Source organism: Cedecea sp. FDAARGOS_727 (assembly GCF_012273235.1).
GTDB classification, from domain to species: Bacteria; Pseudomonadota; Gammaproteobacteria; order Enterobacterales; family Enterobacteriaceae; genus Cedecea; species Cedecea davisae.
On the sequence record NZ_CP050966.1, the window covers coordinates 1,395,473 to 1,421,663 of the forward strand.

Here is a 26,191-nt window from a genome sequence, read left to right on the forward strand (position 1 = left end):
GAGCGCCGATGATGAAAGTCATGTGCGCTCCGGTATGATTCGGGGCCTTATCTGGCGGAAGTTAATGCTTCAATACGTTTTTTATCCTCGGCAATCAGCACCACTCCAAATCGCTGTTTATCAGGATGCACACTCCAGATAGATTCTTCCGGAATACTTGTTCCATCGTAAACGGCTTTCGTGCCGTCGTAGGGATAAAATCTTCCCGAATCAGAGTCCAGAACGAAAACAGCGAGCTGAGATGAGCTTCTGGCAATTTTTTGCCAAAGCGCCTTTCCTCCGGCGTAATGGATATTATCGCTCATTAAAATGACGCCACATTTGAGAACCAGCGCCTCATAAAGCTGAGTCGCGAATCCAGCTTCCTGGAGACGGCTTTCGACACAGATGCCTTCAATCTGCAAAATACTGTCGTCCTCCCAGAAACGATCGACTGAGATGACATTATCCCCAATACTTTTTTGGTTCTGAAGTTCAAGCATGGCCACAACGACATGCCGGAGATCTTTTTCATCGCCTTCAGGCTCCGCCTTAATTATTGCAGCGCGCGGAGTCTGCTTGTCAAAGATGATGAGGAATTTTTGCCCGGCGAAAGTGAGCTCTTCAATGACATCAAAAGATCGTTTCACTGCCGCTGCGCTATAGGAAAAAGGCATTACTACCATATTGGAGTCTCCACACATCAATACCGGCATAATTTGCTCACCTAAGCTAAATAAATTTTGAGCAAATTAACAGCAATAACCTTAACTTCAATGTTGTTTTGCGTTCTTTCACGAAAACTGCGAAGCATCGCGAAAAAAACTATTTACCACCCTGCTCTAAAGCATATTTATACAGCGCGTTCTTCTTGACGCCATGAATTTCGGCGGCAAGCGCGGCGGCTTTCTTCAGCGGAAGTTCAGCCTGCAACAAGGCGAGCGTGCGCAGGGCATCGGCCGGTAGCTCATCATCGCTTTGTGCCTTAAAACCTTCGACTATCAGCACCATTTCGCCCTTGCGGCGATTCTCATCTTCTTTCACCCAGGCCAGCAGCTCGCCAATCGGCGCGCCCTGGATAGACTCCCAGGTTTTGGTCAGCTCGCGCGCCAGTACCACATAGCGGGACTCGCCGAGCACCGCGCAGATATCTTCCATGCTATCCAGCAGGCGGTGGGTGGACTCGTAGAAAATCAGCGTGCGTGGCTCCTGCTCTACCGCCTTCAGCGCATCGCGGCGGCCTTTGGATTTTGCCGGCAGGAAGCCTTCATAACAGAAGCGGTCGGACGGTAAACCTGCGGCGCTCAAGGCGGCAATAGCGGCGCACGGGCCGGGCAGCGGCACAACGCGGATCCCGGCTTCACGGCAGGTACGCACCAGATGATAGCCGGGGTCATTAATCAGCGGCGTACCGGCATCAGAAACCAGCGCAATGCTTTGGCCTTCTTTCAGCTTAGCCAGCAGGGTTTCGGCTTTTTGTTGCTCGTTGTGATCGTGAAGTGCGAACAGTCGCGCATTAATCGCAAAATGCTGCAGCAAAAGGCCGGTATGGCGAGTATCTTCTGCGGCAATCAGATCAACGCCTTGCAACACCGAGAGGGCCCGCTGGGTGATGTCCCCGAGATTGCCGATAGGCGTCGGGACGATATAGAGCGTATTGGCTAAAATCGCCGCCGTTTCGTGTTGTTTCATTGTTTCATCCGTATTGCCGATTTAATATTGTACATTGGGATTTAAAAACCACTGGATACAGAATGCTACCCTCAACCTTGAATCGTTCAAAAGCCGGGCGCTGCCTGCCTGTTTTGCTCGCTGCGCTAATTTTTGCCGGCTGTTCTACTCAGGCGCCGGATCAATCCGCCGCGCTGCTGCAGGGCGAAACTACCGCCGGGTCAGCGTACTATCTGCAGCAAATGCAGCAAAGCGCAGATGATAGCAAGACCAACTGGCAATTACTCGCCATTCGTGCCCTGCTGAAAGAGGGGAAACCTCAGGAGGCCGTACAGCTGTATAACCAACTGCCGCAGGAATTGACCGCTGCCCAGGCCCGCGAACAGCAGCTTCTGGTGCCGGAAGTGAAGATTGCGCAGAAAGATTTCAACGCGGCCTCGGCCCTGCTGGAAAAGATAGATCCATCCACGCTCGATAAGAGCCAGCAAAGCCGTTATTACCAGGCGGTGATTGACTCTTCTCAGGGGCGTCCTTCTCTGGCACTGCTGCGCGCTTATATTACCCAGGAGCCGCTGCTCAAGGGCGATGCACGCCAGAAGAACATTGACGGGATTTGGCAGGCGCTGTCACAGCTCTCCGCGGAGCAGATGAACAGCATGGTCATTAACGCCGACGAGAATACTCTGCAGGGCTGGCTGGACTTACAGCGCGTCTGGAGCGATAACCGCAACGATCCGAAGATGCTGAAAGCGGGCATCCAGGACTGGCAAACGCGCTACCCGAACAATCCGGGCGCAAAGACGCTCCCAACCCAGTTGGTTAATGTCCAGAACTTCAAGCCTGCTTCGACCGGGAAAATTGCCCTGTTGCTGCCGCTAAACGGCCAGGCCGCGGTATTTGGCCACGCTATCGAACAGGGTTTTGAGGCCGCTAAAAACAGCGGTTCTGCCCCGGTTGCCGCCGTGCAGCCACAGGTTCAGCCAACAGACCCTAATACTCAGCAACAGCCAGCTCCGCAGCCTCAGGTGCAGCAACCGCAGGCCGCTCAGGCACCCGTAGACCCCAATGCCGCCGTCAGCCCGGCCAGCGCTTCCGTTAGCGATCTGACCGACCAAAAAGCACAGTCGGCCTCAATCCAGCCAGCGACTGATGCGCCAGCGGCACCGGCGGCACAACCTGCCGGAGAGGCCTCAAGCTCTGCCCCTGCCAACCCATCGGCGGAAATCAAAGTCTACGATACCAGCTCTCAGCCGCTGTCTCAGGTGCTGGCCCAGGCACAGCAGGATGGCGCGACCCTGGTGGTCGGGCCGTTATTGAAAAATAACGTCGATGAGCTTGCCGGTACAAACAGCCCGCTGAATATCCTGGCGCTTAACCAGCCGGAAACCGTGCAGAATCGCCCAAATATCTGCTATTTCGCCCTTTCTCCGGAAGACGAAGCCCGCGATGCAGCCCACCATATCTGGCAGCAAAATCACCGCAGCCCGCTGCTGTTGCTGCCTTCTAACGCCTTTGGCGACCGCGTGGCCAAAGCCTTTGCCACCGAATGGCAGAAGATTGGCGGCGGCCTGGTGCTACAGCAGAAATTTGGCTCCCTAAGCGACCTCAAACGCGGCATTAACAGCGGCTCCGGCATAGCGTTAACCGGTACGCCGGTCAGCACACCGTCCAACACGGCGCCGGGCGTAACCATCGGCGGCCTGACCATTCCGGCGGCACCAACGGATGCACAAATTACCGCCGGCAGCAGCGGCAGCGTCGATTCGGTGTATATCGTTGCCACTTCCGATGAAGTCGCTTTGATTAAACCGATGATCGCCATGCGCACCGGCAGCCGCAGCGCCGCGCAGCTGTATGCCAGCTCCCGCAGCTCTCAGGGCGTTAACGGCCCGGACTACCGCCTGGAAATGGAAGGCCTGCAGTTCAGCGAAATCCCGATGCTCTCCGGCGGCAACCCGCAGTTGATGCAGCAGGCGCTGAGCCGCGTTAATAACGACTATTCGCTGGCTCGCCTGTATGCCATGGGCTTCGATGCCTGGTCCCTGGCCAACCATTTCTCCCAAATGCGCCAGGTGCCGGGCTATCAGCTTAACGGGAATACCGGGCAGCTGACCGCCAACCAGGATTGCGTAATTAACAGGAAGTTAAATTGGCTGCAATTCAGTCAGGGCCAGATCGTCCCGGTTTCCTGAACCGCCAGCAAAGCGGCGCGCACTATGAGCAGCAGGCGCGCCGCTATCTCGAGCGCAAGGGATTGCGCTTTATCGCTTCGAATGTGCGCATACGCGGCGGTGAACTCGACCTCATAATGAAACAGCAACAGATTATCGTCTTCGTTGAAGTTCGCTTTCGGCGTAACGATAAGTTCGGCGGCGCTGCCGCCAGCGTTACCCGCTCTAAGCAACAACGCCTGCTGCACGCCGCACAGGTTTGGTTGAGCAGCAGCGGGAAAAGTTTTGATACTGTGGATTGCCGTTTCGATGTGTTAGCCTTCACCGGCAATGAAATAGAGTGGCTGACCAACGCGTTTGCCGCCGATATCTAAAAAACTCCAGGTAGAATCAACGTGCTCGAAAGAATCAAAGTCTGCTTCACGGAAAGTATTCAAACTCAGATTGCCGCAGCGGAAGCCCTGCCGGACGCCATTTCCCGTGCCGCAATGACGCTGGTTCAGTCTCTGTTGAACGGCAACAAAATCCTCTGTTGTGGCAACGGCACCTCCGCCGCCAACGCACAGCATTTTGCTGCCAGCATGATCAATCGCTTCGAAACAGAGCGCCCCAGTTTACCGGCCATTGCACTTAATGCAGATAATGTGGTCTTAACCGCGATCGCTAACGATCGCCTGCATGAGGAAGTGTACGCCAAACAGGTGCGTGCTCTGGGCCATGCCGGAGATGTCCTGCTGGCAATTTCCACCCGAGGTAACAGCCGTGATATCGTCAAAGCGGTAGAGGCAGCCGTCACCCGCGACATGACAATTGTCGCGCTAACGGGCTATGACGGGGGTGAACTGGCAGGGCTGTTAGGGCCGCAGGATGTAGAAATCCGCATCCCTTCTCACCGCAGCGCACGCATTCAGGAAATGCACATGCTGACGGTGAACTGTTTATGCGATCTGATCGACAATACGCTATTTCCCCACCAGGATGGCTAATAGCAATCTTTGAGAAAGGAGAAGGAATGAACATGAAGGCCTTTACGCCAATTGCTGTTCTTATTTCCGCGCTGCTGCTACAGGGCTGCGTCGGTGCCGTTGTTGTGGGAAGCGCCGCCGTGGCGACCAAAACCGCAACCGACCCGCGTACCGTAGGTACTCAGGTTGATGACGGCACGCTGGAGCTACGCGTGAACAGCGCGCTCAGCAAGGATGAGCAAATCAAGAAAGAAGCACGTATTAACGTCACGGCTTACCAGGGCAAAGTGTTGCTGGCTGGCCAGTCTCCGAACCCTGAACTGGCTTCCCGCGCCAAGCAAATCGCGTTGGGCGTAGACGGCGCTACCGAAGTGTATAACGAAATTCGCATCATGGCTCCGGTAGGCCTGGGTACGGCTTCAAGCGACACATGGATAACCACCAAAGTGCGCTCGCAGTTGTTGACCAGCGATCAGGTTAAATCGTCTAACGTGAAGGTCACCACCGAAAACGGCGAAGTGTTCCTGCTTGGCCTGGTGACGGAGCGTGAAGGCAAGGCTGCGGCCGATATTGCCAGCCGCGTGAGCGGTGTGAAGCACGTAACTACCGCGTTCACTATCCTGAAATAACTGCCCCTAACCCTAACCCTCTCCCCACAGGGGAGAGGGGATAACACCAGCTATCAGATTGAATTGCCTCTATACTTTCCCCGGGGTGAGGGCCAACTACATTTACAGCTTACTCAGGCACTCCATCGCCACCGCTTTAAAGCTGGCAAAATCCTTGCTGTCACGCAGTCGAACCATCGCCCGCTCCCGCAAGAACGTCACAAATAAATCGTAAATTGCCATCGCCTCTTCATACTCGCTCTTGCTGATAGCCAGCAGGAAGATAACGTGCGCCGTCTCGTCGCCCCAGCTAATCCCCTCCGGCGCCAGCACGGTGTAGACCACCGTTTTCTTAGCCAGCAGCCCCAGGGAGTGCGGCAGAGCAATGCCTTCTCCGAGCATGGTGCTGACAATCGCCTCGCGCTCCACCACCGAAGGATGGAAATCGGCATCCACAACACCCTCACGCTCCAGCTGTTCACAGAGCGTCATAAAGAGCTGCTGCTGGGTCATTGGGCCGTCGATGATGCGGAAATGGCTGGCATCAAAAAATTTCTCCAGCATGTAAGGCCGCGTTCTGTCCACCAGCACCAGCTTGCCGAGCTGCTCGAGCTGATAATCGGTCGGGAACGGAGCCATCAGCACTACCGGCTTTTCCTTTTCGGCTATGCGCGCGGTGCTGATAACAAAATCCGCCTCCACGCTTTCCAACTGCTCATAGTCGCGCAACGAGATGATACTGGTGATTTCTACCTGCGGATATTTACGCATCAGCATGGCCTGGAGCATGCGCACCGTGGAGTTGCCGGTATCGCAAACCAGCAGTACGCGCGGGTGGCGCTGGTAGCCAATGTTGTAATGGCGCTCCAGCCCGACGCCGATATGCAGCACCAGAAAACCAATTTCGTTTTCACTTATCGCATACGGGGTGTATTTGCCCCAGCTCGATACCGCCGCCAGCGTCATGTCATAGGCCAGCGGATAGTGCTGCTTAATATTGGCCAACAGCGGGTTAGGAATATTTATCTGGTAGCGCACCCGGGTAATCATGGTTTTGATATGGGTGAGCAGGTCGGCGTGCAGCTGCTCGTCGCCCAGCAGATTGTAGTTATAGTGGGTGTTGATGTAGCGCAGGATGTAGTTTACCAGCGCCTCATCGTCGTCGGCGCTGATAGCGCTGGGCGCAACTTCCTGCACCTGGCGCGCGGCGATGTGCACCTGTAGCCACTGCTCTTCTGCTTCGGAGAGCGGTTTACCCGCCAGCTTTTGTAGCAATGCGGCTATCTGGCGAGCGGCCTCTTTTACCTGGACATCCACGTTATCAGCGGTGAATTCCGGCAGCGGATAACCTTCGCTAATGCGGCGTACCGCCACCGAGCAATAGAGACGAATAAACTGCTCGCCCTCGTCGGTTAAGCGAATCCGGCAGCGGGTAAAACAGTCATGCAGCGGCCCGGCCAGCAGCTCAGGAACGCCTGCGTTGAGCGCTTCTTCCGTCAGCAAAGGATTTTCGCTGTCTTCCAGCGTCAGCTGCCAGAGCAAGTCCGTCAGGCAGGCGCGAATCGACATCTCGCTGCCAAACAGCTTCATGCCGTGGCGCGGGCGAGTTTCTATGGTCAAATGGTAGCGCGTAAACCACTCGCGGACTTCGGCCATATCGCTTTGTAACGTCGCCCGGCTGACGAACCACTCCTCGGCCAAATCTTCCAGCTTGAGCGAAAATGCCGCCGTCAGAAAACGTACCACCAGATAATGCACACGTTCCGGCGAAGTGCGCGGGATGCGAAGCTGGCGCGGCCGGTGCTGAACCAGTTCTCCGTAACGTTCTGCATCCTCAATATTCAGCTGATAACCCGCGCCGCGGGTCAGCGTAAACTGCGCGCCAAAGCCTGCCATCAGGGCATTGAGCGCCGTAATATCGGCCCGTACCGTGCGGGTAGAAACCGACAAACGCCGCGCCAGTTCATCCTGGGGCAGCGTTTCGTTTTGCAGCATCTCAAAGAGTTGAGCCAGACGTTGATTGGGAAATCTCACAACCGTTTCCTTTGGTTAGCGGAGCGCGCTGGCGCTCCGTCCTGCTCTACTTAAACGGGGTGAAGACCATCTGCGACGGACTTCCCACCGCCGTATAATCCTCGATAAAGGTCAATTTACCGCTCCCCGGCGCCACGCTAAAGCGGGTGATATTGTCGCTGCGCTGATTCAGGGCGTAGAGATGTTTACCGCTGCCGTCCAGCGTCAATCCGCGCGGGTAATCGCCCCGCGTCCAGACATCATCCTGATGCGTTAACTCGCCGTTCGCCGCCACGCTAAAATGGGCGATGCTGTTATGCAGCCGGTTGGCAACATACAGCTGCTTGCCGTCCCGGCTAAGCACCAGGCCTGCCGCGAAACTCGTGCCCTTATACCCCTTCGGCAGCGCCGAAATTGTTTTGCCTTCGCTCAGCGTACCCTTGCCACCATCCAGCTTGTAGTGAGTAAGCGTAGAGGCCTCTTCGTTAATCAGCCACAGGCCTGAACCGTCGGCAGAAAAGACAAAATGACGTGGCCCAGCGCCTTTGGATGACGCGGCAATAAACGGCGGATCGTTCGGCTCCAGCGAGCCTTTGCTCTGATCGAAACGATATTGATAGACTCGATCCAGACCCAGATCGGTTGAGAAGACGAACTTCCCGCTCGGATCGGCGGCAATCATGTGCGCATGCGGCCCGTTATGATCGCTGGCCGCAAAGCTGCCTTCTGCCGCAGCCTCCGGTTTTGCCGCCCCCGGCTCGCCGCTGTCCTGATGCTTATCGCTGGCTTCTTGCAGGCTGCCGTCGGCATTCACCGGCAGCACGGCGATAGAGCCGCTAATATAGTTTGCCACCAGCAGGTGCTTGCCCTGAGGCGTTAGCGAGAGATAAACCGGCCCCGCGCCGCCGGAGGAGACCTGGTTCAGCTCGGTCACGCTGCCGTCATCGCCAACGCGCAATGCCGCTATCACGCCTTTCTCCGCTTCGCTGGCAACATAAAGCGTTTTGCCGTCCTGCGACGCCGTAAGCTGCGCGGCGTTAGGCAGCGAGCTGACCAGCGTTTTATCGCTCAACGCGCCGGTCTTAGCGTCAACCAGGAAGCGATAAAGCCCTTCGCCGTTTGGGTTGTAGGTGCCGACCCAGGCATAATGACTTTGCGCCGCGCTGTTTCCAGCGGCAAGTAAGGCAAATGAAGCAACAAGCAGAGTGCGTGCAGACATGCGTTGATCCTCGAAGTGTGGTTGATGAGGATTATACCCTCACCCTAACCCTCCCCCTAAAAGGGAGAGGGGATCTTTCTTTTCCCCCTCGCCCCTTTGGGGAGAGGGTCGGGGTGAGGGGAAACAGTGCTTTACCCCACCAGCTTCTTCGTCATCGTCAGCAGCGTCGCCACGTCAGCCGGGCGAGTATTACCGCTGGCTTTGTCGATAATCGAGCTGTAGATATGTGGGATCACTTTTCTCACGCCCGCGTCCAGCGCAATCTTCAGGATCTCCTCGAAGTTCTCCAGATCGATACCGCCGGTTGGCTCCAGCCAGAAGTCATGCTTCGCGCAGGCTTCTGCTACGGCCTGATATTCAGCGCGGCATTCCAGCCCGCCCATCGGGAAATATTTGATTGAGCTGCCGCCCATATCTTTCAGCAGCGCAATAGCGGTTTCTACCGGCACGATGCCGTCCGCCGCACCCGAGCTTAACGGCCCGGTGGAGATTTTTACCATGCCGACGGTGCCGGTCGGTGAAACCAGGCCATTGACCACGCTTTCGTTCTGGCCCAGCAGCGCGCGGCTGGTGCCTACGCCGGTAAACACCTGGTTGACGTGCTGCGGCTGGATCTGGCCGGAAATCTCGCTCACCATTGCCGACTGATTCGGATCGCCCGCGCCAAGCCCGACGGACAGCGCGTTATCAATCAGCGCCGCGTAGTCGCGCATATCGGCAACCGCGCTTGGTACATCCGGGTAGTTTTTAGAAAGCACGCCGACCAGCACATGGCCTTCCGCCGCCTGATAAATGTCTTTAGCATTCTCTTTAGAGCCTGCCAGCACGTTGAGACAGACGCGGTCACGATAAAAATTCGGGGTCAGTTTCATGCTTATTTCTCCTTGCTTACCAGCGCTTTAATGCAGCGGTAAATAATCTCCAGCTGTGCCGCGCTCACGCTGCGCACATCCGCTTCGATAATGCCTTCGTTAGCTTTGTAGCCGCGGAAGTAGATGGCGTATTCGCCCTGCTTCAACGCGCCCACCAGCTCGCCGGTGCTGATGCCGACGGTCGCTTCATCGAATTTAATTTCACTGCGTGCGATATCACGGCCAGCGGAATCCCAGACAACACGAGCGGTTACGCCGTTAATCGTATTCAGGTTCTCGATAAAGGGCGTCATCTTCGCGACCATTTCCGCACCGCTCTCTTTCGCCGCGCTAAGGTAATGCTCAATGGCGCAGGTCAGGCCGAGAATGCCTTCTTTGCCGACCTTCATCGCACGGCCAATACCGCCGGTTTGCAGTTTTACCCATTCAACGTACTGCTTTTTACCGATGACCAACCCGCTGGTTGGCCCTTCAATGGCTTTCGCGCCGCTGTAGATAACCAGGTCGGCACCGGCACGGTAATAGCATTCCAGGTCTTCTTCCGCCGCAGCATCAACGATCAGCGGCAGATTGTGTTTACGCGCAACGACCACGGCCTGCTCAACGCTGAGCATGCTTTTCTGCACCGAATGGTGGGATTTGATATACAGAATCGCCGCCGTGCGCGGAGAGATGGCCGCTGCAAGCTGGTCGGCTGAACATTCGTTGGCGTAACCCGCTTCAACAATTTTGCCGCCGCCGAGGTTGACCATCGTGCCGACCGGTGCGCCAAAGTTAACGTTGTGCCCTTTTGGCAGCACGATTTCGTTATTCTCCAGAGGAGCCGCGTGCAGGTTCTCAATCAGCCACTGATTATCTTTCACCAGCACTGCCGCCACGGACTGGGCGATACCCGCAGAAGCGCAGGAAACCACGGTCGCCGCTTCAACGTCGAGCAACCCGGCAATGTAGGCTCCGGTTTTATTCACCAGATCCTTCATTTCGAAATAATGATTCATGCCGGTTGTCACCGCTTCAACTACTTCCGGGCGTGGGGTAGAAACGCCCAATGCGGTCATGCGGCCTGAAGCATTAATCACCTGTTTTAAATTGTATTTCTCATAAATCGAAGACATGTTCTGCTTTCCCTTATTCACAGTCAAACCACTTCCCGGCGCGCACCACGGCAAGCGCCACCAGCGCCCGATCGCCCGTCAGCGTCTGCTGTTCGGCATCGGTAAAGACGGTTGGCTCGCGGCGCAGTTCAAAGAGGGTCAGGTCGCCGTCCAGCCCAACGGCCAGGCGGCCTTTGTTTTTCAACCTCAGCCCGTCGGCAGCGTGGGAAGTCACGCAGTCAATAACCTGCGGTAGCGACAGGCCGATGGAGAGGAATTTCGACATCACCGCCCCCAGGGAATGTACCGGGCCGCTAATGCGGTTGCGGCAGTAGATATCCGAGCTGATGCTGTGCGGCAAAATGCCCTGCTGGATAGCTACTCGCGCCACTTCAAAACTGAAGCTGGCAGTACCGTGGCCAACATCCAGCCGCACGCCGCGCTGAATCGCCCGGGAAACGCAAGCACGAAGCTGGCCTGCCGGGTTCAGAATGCGGTTAGGTTTGCCGTTATAGCAGTGGGTGATAATGTCGCCGCTGGTGAGCAGCTCGGCCACTTCGTCAAGATCCGGCGGGTTATTGCCGATGTGAACCATCAGCGGCAAATCGCCATTCTCTTTCTGTATTTCTTTCGCTCTCACCAATGGCGCAATGCCGTTTTCGCCGACTACGCTGCTGCTCATTCGCGCTTTCAGGCCGACGATAAAATCAGGGAGGCGCTTCACCGCCTCGCGTACCGCGTCGCCGTCGATATTGTTCATATTCGACAGCTCGTTCTGGGCTATCAGCCCTACGCGGGAAATATTCAGCAAGGCGTAGACTTCGGTCGCGGCGCTGCGGGTGATTTGATAGAAGTCGTCTACGTCATCAGCCCCGGTGCTGCCCGCATCGATTACGGTCGTCACGCCGGTGTGAATGCCCACGCTGTCAGGTTCATCGTGGTAGATAGGGGATTTGGGGTAACAGTGGACGTGGGAGTCAATCCAGCCGGCGCTGACGTAGTATTCTCCGTTCAGCTGGCGCTCTTCACTTGCTGCGCCCGCAATCTTACCCAAAGCGGCAATTTTGCCGTCCTTCAGGGCGATATCGATAACGGTATCGTCCACCAGCCGCGCCTGGCGCAGGATCAGGTCAAACATGTTTTTCTCCTTAACTGGCGGCGAGCCGCAGCCCGTCCGCCCTGGAAATACTGCTTACAACGCTACCGGGAAGATGGAGCCTAAGATCATGGCACCGAGGATCGCACCGCCGGTAATCGGTTTGCCCCAGAGGTAAAACAGCAAAGAGCCAATTAATGAACCGATACCAATCGGAATCGACGCCGTCATGGCGCTGAGAATAATCAACGGCCCCAGGAAGCGACCGGAGGCATTACCCGCGCCCATCATTACGTCTGCGCCGTAGGTAGAGTCGCTCTGGTTGATGGTAAATTTACGGGCGAGAATGATGATGTAGCCAATCGCCAGACCAATCACCAGGCCGGTCACCAGCGATGCGCCGAAGTTGGCTACCGGGAAGACAAAGCCCGCGCCGAGCAATAGCGCCGGAACGCCAAGACCAACGCCGGTCTGAATGGCTCCACCTATATCCAGAATCCCCACCAGCGAACCTTCAATGATGCGGGCAAACAGGAAACTAGCGCCGAACGCGGCTACCGCGCCGTATACGCCGGTATCAATCCCCGACTTCAGCATCGCCACAAAAGCGACTTCGTTGAAGGCACCGATACCGTACAGGTAGTACATATGCGTCCCGGCAAAGACGCCGGAAGAGAGCAGGCCAACGAAGATCGGGAACGACCAGTCGGCATACCAAAAACCTTTATTCTGTTCCATGGTGGCCTCTTATTTTCCGCTGACGGCGTTATGGATAAGACTCAGCCAGTCCGGCGTGGTCAGATGGAAGGATTCGATCATTTTCATATCGAAGCCGCGGAAGAAGGCGCTCAGCACAAACAGAGCAACGATAGCCCCCATCATCACTTTAGTGACGCGGTGCCAGCCGCTCTCTTCAACACCTTTACCGATAAGAATCCCCAGCACCAGGCCCGGTACGGCGTTGCCCATAATCAGCTGTGCTGCGCCGCCGAAAATGGTTGCCCAGAAGCCCGATTTTTTACCGGCATCAATTGCCGCCAGCCAGAAGATAACCGGCATCACGGTGTTAACCAGCAGGTTAGCCGCAGGCACCAGAACCTTAACCGCCGTCACCTGTAGCGCGGCAGGAACCGCAGAGGCGGTGCTGTTGAGAAACGCCACCACAACCATGCCGATAATGCCGCAGGCGATGGCCATTTTTTTCGGGTCGTGCAGGGTTTCTGCCACGTTACGGTTTTTCACCATCAACGCCGCGGCACCCCAGTTAGGGATAATGCGATGGTCAACATCCTGGGTGAAGGCCCCCGCAGCCACCGAGGATGCCCAGGCGTTGAAGAAGAAGCCGAGACCAAAGGAGAAGTGAGAAGCCGGATCGCCTTCGCAGGAGTTCAGCTCGCCGAGTGTACGAAATGCGCCCATTCCCTGAGAGGTTGGCGCGTGGAACATACGCGCGGCCCCGGCGCCAACGCCCACACCGACGAGCCCGCCGATAATGAGTGATTTAAATAAGATAATGAGGAACATGTATCTGCCCTTGTTGGAGTTGTTTTAGTGCGCGACGAAATCCACCTCATCGAGGTTAAGAGCCGTCACGTTGACGGAAACATCCAGCTCCACGCTGTAGCTCCGCCTTTCCCGGCGCAGAAAGAAGAACAGAAAAGCTTCTTTGCGCACCCTGACCTGCGCCTGAACAACCTGCACGTCCTGTGGCTCAATGCGCAGCAGAATTTTGTTGGTGGACTTGAGCACCGTACCCTGAACCTGGTTCAGGGCATCGGAGAAGGCTTTGGCTTTAGTATCGCCGCGCCCGCTGACTCGCACCGTAGTTGCGAATTTCTCTTTCATACTTAGCTGCCGTACTTCTTGTTCCAGGCCAGGACCAGGCGTTCACCCAGCTCTTCTTTATCCATAAAACCAAAGCCAAGAACGTTATTGCCTTCGTTAATCGCGGTGACGCCTTCTTCCACAGAACGCATGCCGTATTTCGCTTTGTAGCCGTGTTTGGTTTGCGCGGTGATAGCACCTGCACCGCCGCTGCCGCAGAAGGAGATACCAAAAGTGGCGTTCTCGGCCTTCATCACGTCACCCAATTTCATGTCGGCGGCGACGCCCGGAATAACCACGGCGCGACCGCCCGCTTTTTCGATCCCTGCGGCAACTTTCTGGCCTTTACCCAAACGGTCGCCGATCACTACGGTAATTTGTTCCATCGTTCTCTCCTGATTATTCAAAGATTGTCTTTCGCCACTTCGAAATGCACTGACAGTAACCACGCCTCTTCCACCGGCAGGTTGCCAAACTGATCCACTACCGCCTGAGCCATCGCCATCGACTCTGAAGATATTTCTTCGAACAGGCTCTCATCCACTTCCGGCAGCGGCTCTCCGGTAAGCGACCGATGTGCCATCGCTTTCACATGGGAGGCCAGCATCTGCTCCTGTACCGCGTTGGGCGTGATGTTCTTGCTCTTAAACAGCGCGTGGATAAAACTCTGTACGCGCGCCGTTAATTCCTCGGCTTCATTAACCATTACCGCTCCGTTGTTCACCCTGGGTACCTCGTTAACTAATCTGTTTTTAAGCTATCCGGCGGGAAGAAAGGTTTGTAGCGAGTTGTTTTCCACTTCGAAGTGGAAATCGGGGCGGCAATAGTGATCTGTTCCACATAAAGGGCGGGAATGAAGGTTTTTCACTGCCATGACGTGCGTTAGGTCACATAACTGGGCAATGAAATGGGAAATATCCAGCGGCCCTTTTTGTTCGAAACTGTGATGAGAGGAAGGTTTTGTCGCCATCATTGGCGTTGCTTATGATAGAAAAATCAGGCCTGGGGCCCAAAACCGCGCCTCTTTTTGCGACACAACAGTGCCGTCCGGCCGCGTTTGCTATACCTTATCTCCATCATATTTCCGACTGGGATTGCCGCCTGGTAATGAAAATCGACGCCGAAATCACCTTCCGTAAGCTTGAGATATTTATGGAGTTTATGGAAAAGGGCAACATTGCCCGCACCGCCGAAGCGCTGGGCATTAGCGGGGTTAGCGTGCATCGCGCCCTGCATACGCTGGAAGAAGGCGTGCGCTGCCCGCTGTTTATTCATAAAGGGCGCAATCTGGTGCCGCTGGAGTCGGCTTTTACCCTGCTGGAGCACAGTAAAGAAGCGGTGGCGGTAATGTCGCGGGGGCTTATTGAGGCTCGCCAGACGGCGGGCGTTGGCCAGGGGCGGTTACGCATCGGCACGCTCTATTCGCTGACGCTGGAAACCGTGCCGAAACTGATTATGGGCATGAAGCTTCGCCGCCCGGATCTGGAAATGGATCTCACCATGGGCTCCAACCAGGTGCTGCTCAATATGCTGGAAGACGGCGTACTGGATGCCATCCTGATATCCCTCTCCGAAGGCGAAGTAGACCGCTCGCGGCTCGAAGTTCTGCCGCTGTTCAAGGACGATATTTTTCTCGCCACGCCTGGGAATTATCCCCTGGATACCAGCCATCCAGCGGATTTACGTGAGTTTGACGGCGAGAAGTTTGTTTCCCTGGCCGAAGGTTTTGCCACCTATGCAGGTTTTCAGGAAGCCTTCCATATCGCCGGTTTTGAGCCGGAAATCGTCACTCGCGTAAACGATATTTTCTCGATGGTGAGTCTGGTGCAGGCGGGTGTCGGGCTAACGCTGATACCGGGCAGAATGAAAAAGGTTTATGAAAATTCAGTGCAACTGCTGAGGCTCGCCGAGCAGTATCAGATGAAGCAGACTATCGCTGTTGTCTTCCCTCGTGCCCGCGAGCTTGATCCGAACCTGCTGGCGCTGGCGGCCGAAGGGCGTATGTACGCCCGCTCGTTTGTCGATACGCCTAACGCGCCGCTCTAGTTCGTTCGGCAAGGCGTGAAATCACCGCCACGCTATTCTGCTCGCGGCAGACGGTTAGCCCTTCACGGAACGCCTGCCGGGTCAGCCCTGACAATACGCTTCCCGGCGGCATTTCTATTGCCAGGCGCACATCTCTCTCATTGGCCGCCACCATCGCATCACGCCAGCGCACCGTACGCGCCATATTAAGCGCCAAATCTTCGGCTATTTGCTCCGGTTGCCATAGCACGCGGCCCGTGCTGCCGCTGAGGTAAGCACGGCGCGGCCGGTTTACGCTCACGCCGTCAAAAGCCTGTTTGAGTTTCTGGGCCGGTTCATTCAGCAATGCGCAGTGAGAAGGAACGCTAACCGCGAGCTGCCGTGCTTTTTGCGCCCCTTTTGCCAGCGCTTTTTGCGCCACCTGCGCCATATCGTCTTCGCGCCCGGCAATAACAATTTGCTGCTCGGCGTTGATATTGGCGATATAGGTTCCGCTGCCCTCGACCAGGGCTTCCACCTGGCCTAAAAGCAGCCCAACGATGGCGGTTAAGCCGTAGCCTTCAGGATAAGCCTGTTCCATAAGATCGCCGCGCAGCGCAACCAGTTTTAAAGCATCCTCAAAGCTTAATACTCCGGCAATGACCGCCGCCGGAAAAGCGCCGATTGACAGACCGCTGACCATATCCGGCTCAACGCCGTTGCGCTCAAGGTCTCGCGCCCAGGCCACCCCGGCTATCAACAGGCAAAGCTGCACGGCGCGGGTATGTCTGAGAGCAGAATGAGTATCAAGCAGGTCGGTTTCATCCCCCAGAACGCTACGCACCTGCGCCATGATGGCGTCGCGTTCTGGCAGATTTTGCAGCATACCTGGCCGCTGTGTACCCTGTCCGGGAAAAGTAAAGAGTATTTTCATACATCGTCCTCCGGCATCCATGGATTGCTGGTCAGCACCGGGCCACGGCTGGTTTTCAGCAGCACTCGCCCTTCCCTCAGCCATTCCGCCAGCGCAAACCCGCCGTAAGGCGTTTCAATTTGCGTATCGGCGCGGCACAGCAGCCTGGCGGTCAATGCCTGCCATTCCACCAGCGCCTCCATCTCCTGTGGTTCAGGGCAGCGAATCAGCAAGTCGAGATCGCTCTCAACGTGCAGCACCGGCACTTCCGTCGCCAGCGCATAGCCAACGCTTCCGGTTATGCCCCAGACCCACGGCCACTGGCGACCTGCCAGTTGAATTGCGCTCTGAACCGGCGGCATAGAGACAAAAGGAGAATGAAGAAGTGCCTCGCGGCTAGCTAATGCTTCCGGGCTGACAACACGCTTAACGCCTGCGGCATTCGCCCACCCGGCAGCACGTTGCTCCCGACGCATCCCGCGGATACCCACCGGAATGCGCCCTTCACGTTCAACATCCCGCCGCACCACCACCGGCAGCGCGGGGCGCCACTGGCCTGCGACCCACTCCTCGCCAGCGCCTTCAAGAGCGCTGCGGTCAGCCAGCCAAAGAAGATCGTGGGGGCGGAATGTCGACATAAGTTAAAGTCCTGAAGTCAGTGAGATAAACAGCGGTAGCGACAGGATAGAGAGTACCGAGCTTAGCAACAACACGGCTTCCGCATCCGGAGACTGCACGCCAAAGCGGTTTCCAAATACCACGCCGAAGAAACCTGCCGCCAGCGCAATCATCAGGATAGAGGTGATGGCTACCGGCCCGGTCAGGCCCAGCGCCAGCACGATGCCCCATGCGATAAACGGCTGAATCAGCAGTTTGGTAATGGTCGCCGTTATCACCACGGTGTTGATTTGCAGCTTACGGGCAGAAAGGATAACCCCGGTCAGGAACAGCGCGGCAGCGGTTGCGGCCAGGCCCAGCGGCTTAATTGAAGCCAACAGCAGCTCCGGCATGCGAATACCGAGTGCCGACAGTACAACCCCCAGCAGCGGCCCCCAGACGATAGGTTTTTTCACCGAACGCCACATCAGCACAGGCAGCATTGCCAGCGTAGAACCACTGGCTTCACCGGCAGCGCGCGCTTTTTCGCGTTCCAGAATCAGCAGGCAGAACGGCGTCATCAGAACGGAACCGCAGGCAATTGAGACCGCCACCGACAGCGAAGTCGACGGGCCTTCGCCCAGCACGCTGCCCAGGATTGGCAGACCCAGCGCCGCGTAGTTAGGTAAGGCTACGGTCAAAGTCAGTACGGCCGCATCCTGCGGAGACTTTTTAAACACGCTGGTCGCCAGGAAATAAATCGCCGCATAGGTTATCCACATCGCCAGCACCAGCACCACAATCAGCGGTGACTGCTGAACGATTCCAAGCCACGGAGTTTGCACGGTAGCGCTGAACAGTGCCGCAGGTAGCGCAAAATCCATGACAAAAATGTTTAACAGCGAGACATTTTTGTTATCGACCATCTTCGCTTTGCCGGCGAAAAAGCCCAGTAGCATGATGACAAAAATAGGAGCCAGAGCATGAACAATCACGTAAGTCATAACTTCACCTTGGTTAAAAAAGAGAGTCAGCACGGTCGCGATGGTTATTATTTTTCAGACGTTTTTTTTACTCAGGCGCGCAGTACGCGCCTGGCTTTATCGTCTGGCAGGTCTGTCTTATTACCAGCGCTTATTACCAGCTGGCGCGCATGCGTTCGCGAACCAGCGCCGAGCTATGACGGTTCTTAGCATTGAGTCTGTTTTTCAACGTGTTATCTGTGCGAGCTTCATCAACGGCCGCCACTAATGCAGCATTTACTTTTGCCACATCCTCACTTTGCGGCGCATCCGGGTTGTTGATGTCCAGCAGGGCGGAAAGCAGCCCCAGCGTTTCATAATTGCTAATGTCGTAGGCCATTGGCGGGATGGTGGCGGCCAGTTTTTCCAGCGCCTCTACGGTGCGCAGCGTAATGCGGGCGGCCGACTCTTTACCCATCGCGTGGATCATTACCCCCTGGTCGTTAAAGGCCACCAGGCGGTTTGCCTGATAACCGTGCGCCAGAAACGCCCCGGACATTGCTTTACCCACGATCAGCCCCACAACCGGATGACCGGCAAGACGAGCATTAGCATAGGCTCCGGCCGCACCGGCCAGCGCCTGGTGAATACCAAATGCTTCCTCACGGCGGCCATAAGCCTGGCTTGGAACATCAATCACCGCCACGATGGCGCGCTTTTCGGCCTTATCGGCGTCTTCGGCAATGGTTTCGCTGACAACTTTTGCCAGCGTCCAGCCCTCAAGCAGGCCCACTTCGCCGCCTGCGGCGCGGGGATAATGATTATTGGCGTCCGGCACGACGGCGATAAAACGCGCCGGTTTCCCGTCAACATTGCCGTCAGCCACCTGCACGGAGGCGCACAGGCCTGCCATGCGCGGTGCATTCGGGGCTAAAGTGTCCAGCCAAACGGCGGCACGATTCAGTTTCTGGCTCATTAGTGTTTCTCCCCAAAAAGCTGTTTGATCTGTTCGGCATCGGCCTGTTTGTTGGTGTCGAAGTGGGTCAGGCGCTCCAGATACCACGCGTAGTTATCGGTGCGGTGCTTCGCCGGTACGCCTTTGGCAATAGCGTCGTTCACCGCCTGTTTCACGGCATGAACGCCGTCGCCCACCAGGGCATCAACCAGCCCGCTCTGGAAACGTACCTCGCCCCCCGTCATGCTCCAGATAAACGGACGGTCGCGGGAGTCGTATTCATCAATCCCCGCTTCCTGCTCGATAACCTGCGGGCCGTTCAGGCCGAGACGCGCTTCGCGGGTTACAATCAGGTAGCTGCAAAGCGCCGCGGCAATCGACATCCCGCCGAAGCAGCCCACGGTACCGGCAACCACGCCGATAACCGGGGTATAACGGCGCAGGTCAACTATCGCCGCATGGATATCTGCAATCGCCGCCAGGCCAAGGTTAGCCTCCTGCAAGCGCACGCCGCCGGTTTCAAGGCACAGCACGGCCTGAGTAGGAATTCCGTTGCGGTTATCTTCCGCAGCTAGCTCAAGCGCCGCGGCCATTTTCGCGCCGGAGACTTCGCCCATGCTGCCGCCCTGGAACGCACCTTCGATGGCAATCACCACCGCTGGCCCGCCGTTAATGGTGCCTTTAGCGACCACCATGCCGTCGTCAGACTGCGGCACAATGCCCTGCGGCCCTAACCACGGCGAGATGATGCCGTCGAACGGGTCAAGCAGTTCACGGTAGCTGCCTTCGTCTAACAGCAGGCGCGCACGGTCACGCGCTCTCAGTTCAATAAAGCTGCTGTCGTCACGCATGAGCCACCTCCTCAAAAACCTGTTCAATACGAATACGCGCCACGCCCGGCGTCGCGCCGAAGTCGTGGATCTGCATCTGCCCGGCAGGCAAGCTGCTCAGCGCGCTGAGACGGGTAAATAATGCTTTCCAGCGTTGCTCGCTGTTATCGACGGAAGTGGTGATGTCGATGGTCAGCGCCTGCCCCTGGTCTGCGGTAAACAGGACTTCCATATCGCCGGAGCCAACCACGCCAGCCAGGGCCTTGCCTTTGGCCGTGCGGGTTGCCGGAAATGACAACGTAATGTGTTCCATAACGCCCTCGTTAAATAAGTGTGTGAAGCGGGGCGGCATCGTTGGCGATACCGTCCAGCAGCAAGGTTGCGGCGAGTAAATCTGCCGCGCCGCCCGGAGAGGCATTGAGCGCCAGCATTTGCTGGTCAAGCACCGCCAGCGCGCTGCGGCCTTCCGCCGTTGCGCAGCCTCCGGCTACCAGCACGCTACGCGCGCCGTTCTGCATGGTTTCCAGGCCGGTTAATCCGGCACGGGAGAGCACACAGGTATCCGAAAGCGAGGTCATAATCGCCATCAGAGCATCAACCCGCGCCTCGCTTTCCGAAGCCCCGAACTGACGGCTACGTCGCAGCTGCGGCAGCGCAAGATGCATGACGTGAGGGAAACCTTGCTGAGCCTCCTCTCTGGCGCCCGGTACGCGATAACGCCGCGTCGCCCTTAACCCCTTGCTGAAGATTTTTGGCGCGGCATCGTCCGGCAGGGCCGCTAGTTGGGCGGCGGTAGCGGCAATAGCTTTGCTGCTGCCCGCCATGCCGTGCATCGCGGCAGCCGAAACCAGCAGGCCAAGCGCCCAAATGGCTCCGCGATGGGTGTTAACACCGCCGGTAGCGGCCATCATCTGCTGCTCACCTTCGCGGCCAAGACGCCCCACCAGCTGGCGCAGCGCGATGTCTGCCGGACGTTCCCAGCTTTGTAATGCCAGAGCATGAAATGTCGGGGTCAGGCTGTGCGCCGAGCGCTCCATCAGCGCCAGACTAAGGTCGTGATGCGCGCCGTTTCCCCGACTGTCCACCAGACCGGGTTTCGGGCTTAAACGCGCTTCTTCAAGAAGGCTTTGGGTCGCCGCCCTTGCCAGCTCGCTCACACTTTCCTCAACGCCTTTCTGTGGATGTAATTTCATTACCAGCTCCGGAATTTCGCAGGCGGGTTATAAAGACCGCCGGACCATTCAACCAGGTCCGCCACGCTGCTGGCAGCCAGCAGAGAACGCGTAGCATCGCTGCGGCGAATACCCATATCTTCCGGGTAAACGACTTTGCCGCTTTGGCGCAGAGCCGCCACGCGCTTCGCATCCACGCCCAGGCCGATGTCGGTAATGCCTGCTACGGCTGCAACCATTGCGCGGCGCTCTTCAAGGCTCTCCGCACGGTACAGGTAAGCAATGCCTTCTTCGGTCAGGACGTGGGTAACGTCATCGCCATAAATCATCACCGGAGCCAGCGGCATCCCGGAAGTTTTGGCAACTTCCACCGCGTCCAGGGTTTCTACGAAGGTCGGTTTCACGCCCGCCTGGAAGGTTTCAACCATCTGCACAACAAGCTTTTTGCCGCGCTGCATCGGGTCTGGTTCGGTAATCATGTTCAGCCAGGCTGGCGTTGCATGGCGGCGGCCGTGCGGGTCATGGCCCATATTTGGCGCACCGCCAAAACCGGAAAGGCGGCCACGAGTGACGGTTGAAGAGTTGGCAAGGCCGTCAACCTGAAGGGTTGAGCCGATGAACATATCCACCGCGTACTGGCCCGCAAGCTGGCACATCGCGCGGTTGGAACGCATGGAGCCGTCCGCACCGGTAAAGAACACGTCCGGGCGGGCGCGAATATACTCTTCCATTCCCAGCTCGCCGCCGAAGCAGTGAACGCTCTCCACCCAGCCGCTTTCAATCGCCGGGATCAGCGTCGGATGCGGGTTCAGGGTCCAGTGCTTACAGATTTTGCCTTTCAGCCCAAGCTGTTCGCCGTAAGTCGGGAGCAGCAGTTCGATGGCGGCGGTGTTGAAGCCGATACCGTGGTTTAGGGACTGCACCTGATGCTCGGCGTAGATACCTTTGATGGCCATCATCGCCATCAGGATGTGTTCCTGTTTGATCAATCGCGGGTCGCGGGTGAACAGCGGTTCGATAAAGAACGGCTTATCGGCAACCACCACGTAGTCAATCCACGAACCGGGAATATCAACGCGCGGCAAATCGCAATCATCGTCGACCAGCTCATTGACCTGGGCGATAACAATCCCGTCGTGGAAAGCGGCGGCTTCGACCAGCGCTGGCGTATCTTCGGTACTTGGCCCGGTGTACAGGTTGCCTTTGCGGTCGGCTTTATACCCGGCAATCAGCGCTACGTTCGGCGCAAGATCGACGTACAAGCGGGCATAAAGCTCAATGTAGGTATGGATAGAGCCTATCTCTAACTGGCCGTCTTCCAGCAGTTGGGAGATACGCAGGCTTTGGGTTCCTGAGAATGAGAAGTCGAGCTTGCGGGCGATGCCTTTCTCAAAAATATCGAGATGTTCGCTACGTCCGACGCTCGGCATAATCATGTGCAGGTCGTGAACTTTTGCCGGGCTGACTTCGGCCAGCATGCGGGAAAGGAAATCCGCCTGTTTTTGGTTATTCCCTTCCAGCACCACCCGGTCGCCCGGCGCAATCAGCTTTTCCATCACCTCGACAAGATTGCCGGTGGGAATGACCTTGCCCTGCACGTTACTGGACGCCATACGCCGCTGTTTCTCGCTGCGGCGGGTGTTCCAGACGCGGGCAGGCGTTTGGCTAGCACTCATTATTAACCTCCTGATTCAGCTAATCATTTTGATTTGCTTTAGTCTGGATAAAGTGTGCGCTGCGCGGGAGAGGCTATCAATTAAGCTCAGGGATCAATCATTAGCCTTAGAGTAATAATGGATATTTCGTTTTGTGACAGACTTAAAGTGAAAAGCGGGCGGGCTTCAGCTAGCCTGTGGGGTTTTGGCGGGTAAAAGGTTTACTCCGGCACCGGTAATGATAAAATTACCCCGTTCTCTCTCTTGATGTTAAAGCCTAAAGGGTCACCACAATGCTCATTAATCCTCTGTTAAAGCAGCCGCGCATCGCTTAGCGCCCTTCATGCTTTCCTTTCTGTAAACCGAGGCGGAACCCTGTTCCGTGGGCACACTATTGTGAGAAATAAATCATGTCAGAGACAGATAAACACTGGTCTCGTGTGGAGTACCTGCACGAAACGGTGACCAACCCCAATATTCATATTAAAGGCCGCCACAGCTACTACAGCGACTGCTGGGATAACGGTTTTGAAAACAGCGTTGTTCGCTATCTCCAGGGCGATGTGCTCAGCCAAAGCTGGGAGCCAATCGGCCACCTTGATCGGCTTTGGATTGGCGATTACGTCTGCATCGCCGCGGAAGCGGTTATTTTAATGGGCGGCAATAATACGCATCGCAGCGACTGGTTTTCGCTGTATCCGTTTATGGAAACCCTCAAGGGATCGTATCGACCCAAAGGGGATACCCATATAGGCGACGGCAGTTGGATTGGCATGCGGGCGATGATTATGCCGGGAATAACCCTTGGTGAAGGGGCGATTGTTGCCGCAGGGAGCGTAGTCACCAAAGACGTTAGCCCCTATAGCGTAGTTGGCGGCAATCCGGCCAGGGTTATTGCCTGGCGCTTTGACCCATCGACCATAGAGCGGCTGCTGAAGCTGAATGTGTACCGGCTTAGCGACGAGCAGTTCGAGACTATCAGGCCGTTGTTGAGCAATAACGATATTGACGCGCTGGAGCTTGCCGTGAGGAGTCTGGCGTAATGACGGCGGGCGGGTTAAACCCGCCCGTTTTAAAACTTAGCGGAATTTCTTGTGGTAAGTATCGCGAGTGGCCTTAAATTCTCCGGCCGCGGCCTGAGCTTCCTGCACTTTGCCTTCGTTTGCCAGCTTCAGAGCACCGTCAATCTGGCCCACGAGAATATCAAACCCGTGGCGGTACTCTTTCATGTTGGCGCTGTCGGCTGCTTCGTTTTCCAGCTTTGGCGGCGTGCCTTTTTGCGCGTCCAGCGCCGCTTCACGCATATTGCTCAGCGAGGTTTTCAGCTCGGCTGCATCTTTGGTGCTAAGCACGGTTTTGTAGTTCTTCGCGATGATGTCCATGTCGTCGCCAACGTCTTTAGCAAAAGCGGCGCCGGACAACAAAACGGATGATACTGCTAACATTGCAATCAGTTGCTTACGCATTTACTCACCTTATCTTTTTTATATGAGAAACGGGCGCGGAACGACGCGCCACATTGCTTTACTGACCGGCTATCTTCATCTCCGGAAGTAAGACTGAACCACACTGAATATTGCTACGTGTTTCTATATCGTTGCCAACGGTAACAATGTTGCGCCACATGTCCTTCAGGTTACCGGCGATGGTGATTTCGCTCACCGGATATTGTATTTCGCCGTTCTCAACCCAGAAGCCCGCCGCACCGCGAGAATAATCCCCGGTAATGCCGCTTACGCCCTGTCCCATCAGCTCGGTCACCACCAGCCCGGTGCCCATTTCTTTCAGCATTTCCTCAAAACCGAGGCCCTGACCGGCAATGCGCCAGTTATGAATGCCGCCGGCGTGGCCGGTGCTTTTCAGGCCCAGCTTACGCGCAGAATAGTTGGTCAGCAGCCACTGTTGCAGCACGCCGTCTTTAACGATATCGCGGCGAGAGGTCACGACGCCTTCGCTATCGAACGGCGTAGAAGCCAGCCCTTTCAGCAAGTGCGGATGCTCTTCAATGGTCAGCCATTCCGGCAGGATTTGTGTGCCGAGCGCTTCCAGCAGGAAGGTGGATTTACGGTAAACGGAGCCGCCTGCAATCGCGCCAACCAGGTGGCCAAACAGCCCGGTCGCCACTTCATTGGCAAAAATGACCGGCGCTTTCATGGTCGACAGCTTGCGCGGGGAAAGGCGAGAAAGCGTGCGGCGGGCGCAATCGGCACCTACCCATTCAGGCGTTTTCAGGTCTTCCATCGCACGGCCAATGGTGTAGGCATAATCACGCTCCATATCGCCGTTCTCTTCGGCAATCACGCAGCTGGAGAGCGAGTGGCGCGTGGAGCAGTAGCTTTGCAGCATGCCGTGGCTGTTGCCGAACACTTTAATGCCGTAATGGCTATTGAAGCTGCCGCCTTCGGTATTGGTAATGCGTTTATCCACGTTCAGAGAGGCCTGCTCTGCCCTGGCCGCCAGCTCAATGGCCTTGTCGGGATCGATTTCTGTCGGGTGGAACAAGTCTAAGTCCGGCGCGTCAAAGGCCAGCAGCTCTTTGTCCGCCACGCCCGCATAAGGGTCGGGGGAAGTAAAGCGAGCGATATCCAGCGCCGCCTGCACGGTGCGGGCAATCGCGTCCGGGCTGAGGTCGGTAGAGGAGGCGCTACCTTTGCGATTTTGATGATAAACGGTGATGCCCAGCGCACCATCGCTGTTAAATTCGACGTTCTCCACCTCACCGTAGCGGGTGCTGACGCTGATACCGGTGGTTTTGCTGACCGCGACTTCTGCGCCGTCCGATTTGCCTTTCGCCAGCTCCAGCGCCTGTGAAACCGCCTGCTCCAGAACCTGACGTTGTTGTGCTACTTGCGTGTTTACTTTCATCGCGACTGCCATAATGTAAGGTGAGTCGTTCAAGTCTAACAGGATCAGAACAATTTCGCAGTGCAGCCCCTTTGCTGGTAATATCCGCGTCAACTTTTTTAAGGAGCCTAATATGACCAAGCAGCCCGAAGACTGGCTCGACGATGTGCCCGATAATGAAAATGAAGACGAAGATGATGAAATTATCTGGGTCAGTAAAAGCGAAATTAAGCGCGATGCCGAAGAGCTAAAACGCCTGGGTATGGAGCTGATGGAGCTGGGTAAAAATGCCCTCGATAAAATCCCGCTCGACGACGATTTACGTGCCGCCATTGAGCTGGCGCAGCGCATTAAAAAAGAAGGCCGCCGCCGCCAGGTGCAGCTGATCGGCAAAATGATGCGCTCCCGCGATGTTGACCCGATTCGTCAGGCGCTCGACAAGCTGAAAAACCGCCATAACCAGCAGGTTTCGCTGTTCCACAAGCTGGAAGCGCTGCGTGACCGCCTGGTAGAAGAAGGCGACGAGGCGATGACCGAAGTGCTGAGACTATACCCGCAGGCTGACCGCCAGCAGCTGCGCGTGCTTATCCGTAACGCGCAAAAAGAAAAAGCGGCCAATAAGCCGCCTAAGTCATACCGTCATATCTTCTCTTATCTGCGCGAACTCGCAGAAGAGCAAGAGCGCTAAAAGTTAGCGCTGGCCGAAGGCTTTTCGCCGGGCCAGCGCAAAACTTCCCTGCCCGTTTC

At 56.5% G+C, this 26,191-nt stretch carries 29 protein-coding genes; 7 read left to right on the forward strand and 22 right to left on the reverse strand.

Going from position 1 to position 26,191, the window contains the following annotated elements; all coding sequences use genetic code 11:
- Positions 1-47: 47 nt before the first annotated feature.
- Together FOC35_RS06710 and rsmI are read right to left on the reverse strand one after the other, a co-directional pair.
- On the reverse strand, positions 48-665 hold the full coding sequence (locus FOC35_RS06710) for a hypothetical protein (RefSeq protein WP_253282907.1): 618 nt from the start codon (positions 663-665) through the stop codon (positions 48-50).
- Positions 666-804: 139 nt separating this feature from the next.
- A complete protein-coding gene (gene rsmI, locus FOC35_RS06715; RefSeq protein WP_172568498.1) occupies positions 805-1,671 on the reverse strand; it encodes a 16S rRNA (cytidine(1402)-2'-O)-methyltransferase in 867 nt (288 codons plus the stop codon).
- A gap of 62 nt (positions 1,672-1,733) precedes the next feature.
- Between rsmI and FOC35_RS06720 the strand changes: the two genes are divergently transcribed.
- The 4 genes from FOC35_RS06720 to dolP are packed head-to-tail and all read left to right on the forward strand — an operon-like array spanning position 1,734 to position 5,415.
- Complete coding sequence (locus FOC35_RS06720; RefSeq protein ID WP_172568499.1) at positions 1,734-3,842, forward strand: penicillin-binding protein activator; 2,109 nt, start codon at positions 1,734-1,736, stop codon at positions 3,840-3,842.
- A complete protein-coding gene (locus FOC35_RS06725; RefSeq protein ID WP_016517585.1) occupies positions 3,800-4,195 on the forward strand; it encodes a YraN family protein in 396 nt (131 codons plus the stop codon). Before FOC35_RS06720 ends, FOC35_RS06725 begins: the two co-directional genes overlap by 43 nt.
- Before the next feature lie 21 nt (positions 4,196-4,216).
- Complete coding sequence (diaA, locus tag FOC35_RS06730; RefSeq protein ID WP_008453676.1) at positions 4,217-4,807, forward strand: DnaA initiator-associating protein DiaA; 591 nt, start codon at positions 4,217-4,219, stop codon at positions 4,805-4,807.
- A gap of 32 nt (positions 4,808-4,839) precedes the next feature.
- Entirely contained in the window at positions 4,840-5,415 is a 576-nt protein-coding gene (dolP, locus tag FOC35_RS06735; protein ID WP_039899080.1) for a division/outer membrane stress-associated lipid-binding lipoprotein, read from the forward strand.
- A 102-nt stretch (positions 5,416-5,517) separates the two neighbouring features.
- Here dolP and FOC35_RS06740 read toward each other — a convergent pair whose 3' ends face one another.
- From FOC35_RS06740 to FOC35_RS06785, 10 genes are all read right to left on the reverse strand, one after another.
- Positions 5,518-7,428: a transcription antiterminator gene (locus tag FOC35_RS06740; protein WP_039897836.1), complete on the reverse strand. Its 1,911-nt coding sequence runs from the start codon at positions 7,426-7,428 to the stop codon at positions 5,518-5,520.
- Between the two features lie 46 nt (positions 7,429-7,474).
- Complete coding sequence (locus FOC35_RS06745) at positions 7,475-8,626, reverse strand: lactonase family protein (RefSeq protein WP_172568500.1); 1,152 nt, start codon at positions 8,624-8,626, stop codon at positions 7,475-7,477.
- 131 nt (positions 8,627-8,757) lie between these two features.
- A complete protein-coding gene (locus tag FOC35_RS06750; protein WP_172568501.1) occupies positions 8,758-9,498 on the reverse strand; it encodes a KDGP aldolase family protein in 741 nt (246 codons plus the stop codon).
- Positions 9,499-9,500: 2 nt separating this feature from the next.
- Positions 9,501-10,613, reverse strand: a complete 1,113-nt coding sequence (locus FOC35_RS06755) for a DgaE family pyridoxal phosphate-dependent ammonia lyase (RefSeq protein ID WP_172568502.1) — start codon at positions 10,611-10,613, stop codon at positions 9,501-9,503.
- Between the two features lie 13 nt (positions 10,614-10,626).
- Complete coding sequence (locus tag FOC35_RS06760) at positions 10,627-11,730, reverse strand: amidohydrolase/deacetylase family metallohydrolase (RefSeq protein ID WP_016517579.1); 1,104 nt, start codon at positions 11,728-11,730, stop codon at positions 10,627-10,629.
- A gap of 54 nt (positions 11,731-11,784) precedes the next feature.
- A complete protein-coding gene (locus tag FOC35_RS06765) occupies positions 11,785-12,426 on the reverse strand; it encodes a DUF4310 family protein (protein WP_016517578.1) in 642 nt (213 codons plus the stop codon).
- Between the two features lie 9 nt (positions 12,427-12,435).
- Positions 12,436-13,212, reverse strand: coding sequence for a DUF4311 domain-containing protein (locus tag FOC35_RS06770; protein ID WP_016517577.1), 777 nt, complete (start codon positions 13,210-13,212; stop codon positions 12,436-12,438).
- A 24-nt stretch (positions 13,213-13,236) separates the two neighbouring features.
- A complete protein-coding gene (locus FOC35_RS06775) occupies positions 13,237-13,533 on the reverse strand; it encodes a DUF4312 family protein (RefSeq protein WP_016517576.1) in 297 nt (98 codons plus the stop codon).
- A gap of 2 nt (positions 13,534-13,535) precedes the next feature.
- Positions 13,536-13,898: an SFCGS family glycine-rich protein gene (locus FOC35_RS06780; RefSeq protein WP_016517575.1), complete on the reverse strand. Its 363-nt coding sequence runs from the start codon at positions 13,896-13,898 to the stop codon at positions 13,536-13,538.
- Positions 13,899-13,915: 17 nt separating this feature from the next.
- Entirely contained in the window at positions 13,916-14,218 is a 303-nt protein-coding gene (locus FOC35_RS06785; RefSeq protein ID WP_172568503.1) for a glycine dehydrogenase, read from the reverse strand.
- Between the two features lie 401 nt (positions 14,219-14,619).
- On the opposite strand from FOC35_RS06785, the gene FOC35_RS06790 reads away from it, so the two are divergent.
- Positions 14,620-15,558: a LysR family transcriptional regulator gene (locus FOC35_RS06790; RefSeq protein ID WP_172570331.1), complete on the forward strand. Its 939-nt coding sequence runs from the start codon at positions 14,620-14,622 to the stop codon at positions 15,556-15,558.
- Here FOC35_RS06790 and mdcH read toward each other — a convergent pair.
- The 8 genes from mdcH to mdcA form a co-directional block, all read right to left on the reverse strand.
- Complete coding sequence (mdcH, locus tag FOC35_RS06795) at positions 15,542-16,450, reverse strand: malonate decarboxylase subunit epsilon (RefSeq protein WP_172568504.1); 909 nt, start codon at positions 16,448-16,450, stop codon at positions 15,542-15,544. The two genes, FOC35_RS06790 and mdcH, sit on opposite strands and share 17 nt — an antisense overlap.
- A complete protein-coding gene (locus FOC35_RS06800; RefSeq protein WP_172568505.1) occupies positions 16,447-17,067 on the reverse strand; it encodes a malonate decarboxylase holo-ACP synthase in 621 nt (206 codons plus the stop codon). Before FOC35_RS06800 ends, mdcH begins: the two co-directional genes overlap by 4 nt.
- A gap of 3 nt (positions 17,068-17,070) precedes the next feature.
- Entirely contained in the window at positions 17,071-18,030 is a 960-nt protein-coding gene (locus FOC35_RS06805) for an AEC family transporter (protein ID WP_016517567.1), read from the reverse strand.
- Between the two features lie 133 nt (positions 18,031-18,163).
- Complete coding sequence (gene mdcE / locus FOC35_RS06810) at positions 18,164-18,964, reverse strand: biotin-independent malonate decarboxylase subunit gamma (RefSeq protein WP_172568506.1); 801 nt, start codon at positions 18,962-18,964, stop codon at positions 18,164-18,166.
- Positions 18,964-19,794, reverse strand: coding sequence for a biotin-independent malonate decarboxylase subunit beta (locus tag FOC35_RS06815; RefSeq protein ID WP_016517565.1), 831 nt, complete (start codon positions 19,792-19,794; stop codon positions 18,964-18,966). The genes mdcE and FOC35_RS06815 overlap by 1 nt, the downstream gene beginning before the upstream one ends.
- Positions 19,787-20,086: a malonate decarboxylase acyl carrier protein gene (gene mdcC / locus FOC35_RS06820; RefSeq protein ID WP_016517564.1), complete on the reverse strand. Its 300-nt coding sequence runs from the start codon at positions 20,084-20,086 to the stop codon at positions 19,787-19,789. Before mdcC ends, FOC35_RS06815 begins: the two co-directional genes overlap by 8 nt.
- A 10-nt stretch (positions 20,087-20,096) precedes the next feature.
- Positions 20,097-20,966 carry a triphosphoribosyl-dephospho-CoA synthase gene (locus tag FOC35_RS06825; RefSeq protein ID WP_172568507.1) on the reverse strand — a complete coding sequence of 290 codons (870 nt, stop codon included), beginning with the start codon at positions 20,964-20,966 and terminating at the stop codon, positions 20,097-20,099.
- The gene (mdcA, locus tag FOC35_RS06830) at positions 20,966-22,621 is read right to left on the reverse strand and encodes a malonate decarboxylase subunit alpha (RefSeq protein WP_039897832.1); all 1,656 of its coding nucleotides are present in this window, start codon (positions 22,619-22,621) and stop codon (positions 20,966-20,968) included. Before mdcA ends, FOC35_RS06825 begins: the two co-directional genes overlap by 1 nt.
- Positions 22,622-23,010: 389 nt before the next feature.
- Between mdcA and FOC35_RS06835 the strand changes: the two genes are divergently transcribed.
- Positions 23,011-23,643, forward strand: a complete 633-nt coding sequence (locus tag FOC35_RS06835; protein ID WP_172568508.1) for a CatB-related O-acetyltransferase — start codon at positions 23,011-23,013, stop codon at positions 23,641-23,643.
- Between the two features lie 36 nt (positions 23,644-23,679).
- On the opposite strand, the gene cybC is transcribed toward FOC35_RS06835, so the two are convergent.
- Complete coding sequence (gene cybC, locus FOC35_RS06840) at positions 23,680-24,066, reverse strand: cytochrome b562 (protein ID WP_016517560.1); 387 nt, start codon at positions 24,064-24,066, stop codon at positions 23,680-23,682.
- Positions 24,067-24,124: 58 nt separating this feature from the next.
- Positions 24,125-25,477, reverse strand: coding sequence for a metalloprotease PmbA (gene pmbA, locus FOC35_RS06845; protein WP_172568509.1), 1,353 nt, complete (start codon positions 25,475-25,477; stop codon positions 24,125-24,127).
- Positions 25,478-25,577: 100 nt separating this feature from the next.
- Here pmbA and yjgA point away from each other — a divergent pair, with 100 nt between their 5' ends.
- Positions 25,578-26,132, forward strand: coding sequence for a ribosome biogenesis factor YjgA (gene yjgA, locus FOC35_RS06850; RefSeq protein ID WP_172568510.1), 555 nt, complete (start codon positions 25,578-25,580; stop codon positions 26,130-26,132).
- The last annotated feature ends 59 nt before the right edge of the window (positions 26,133-26,191 follow it).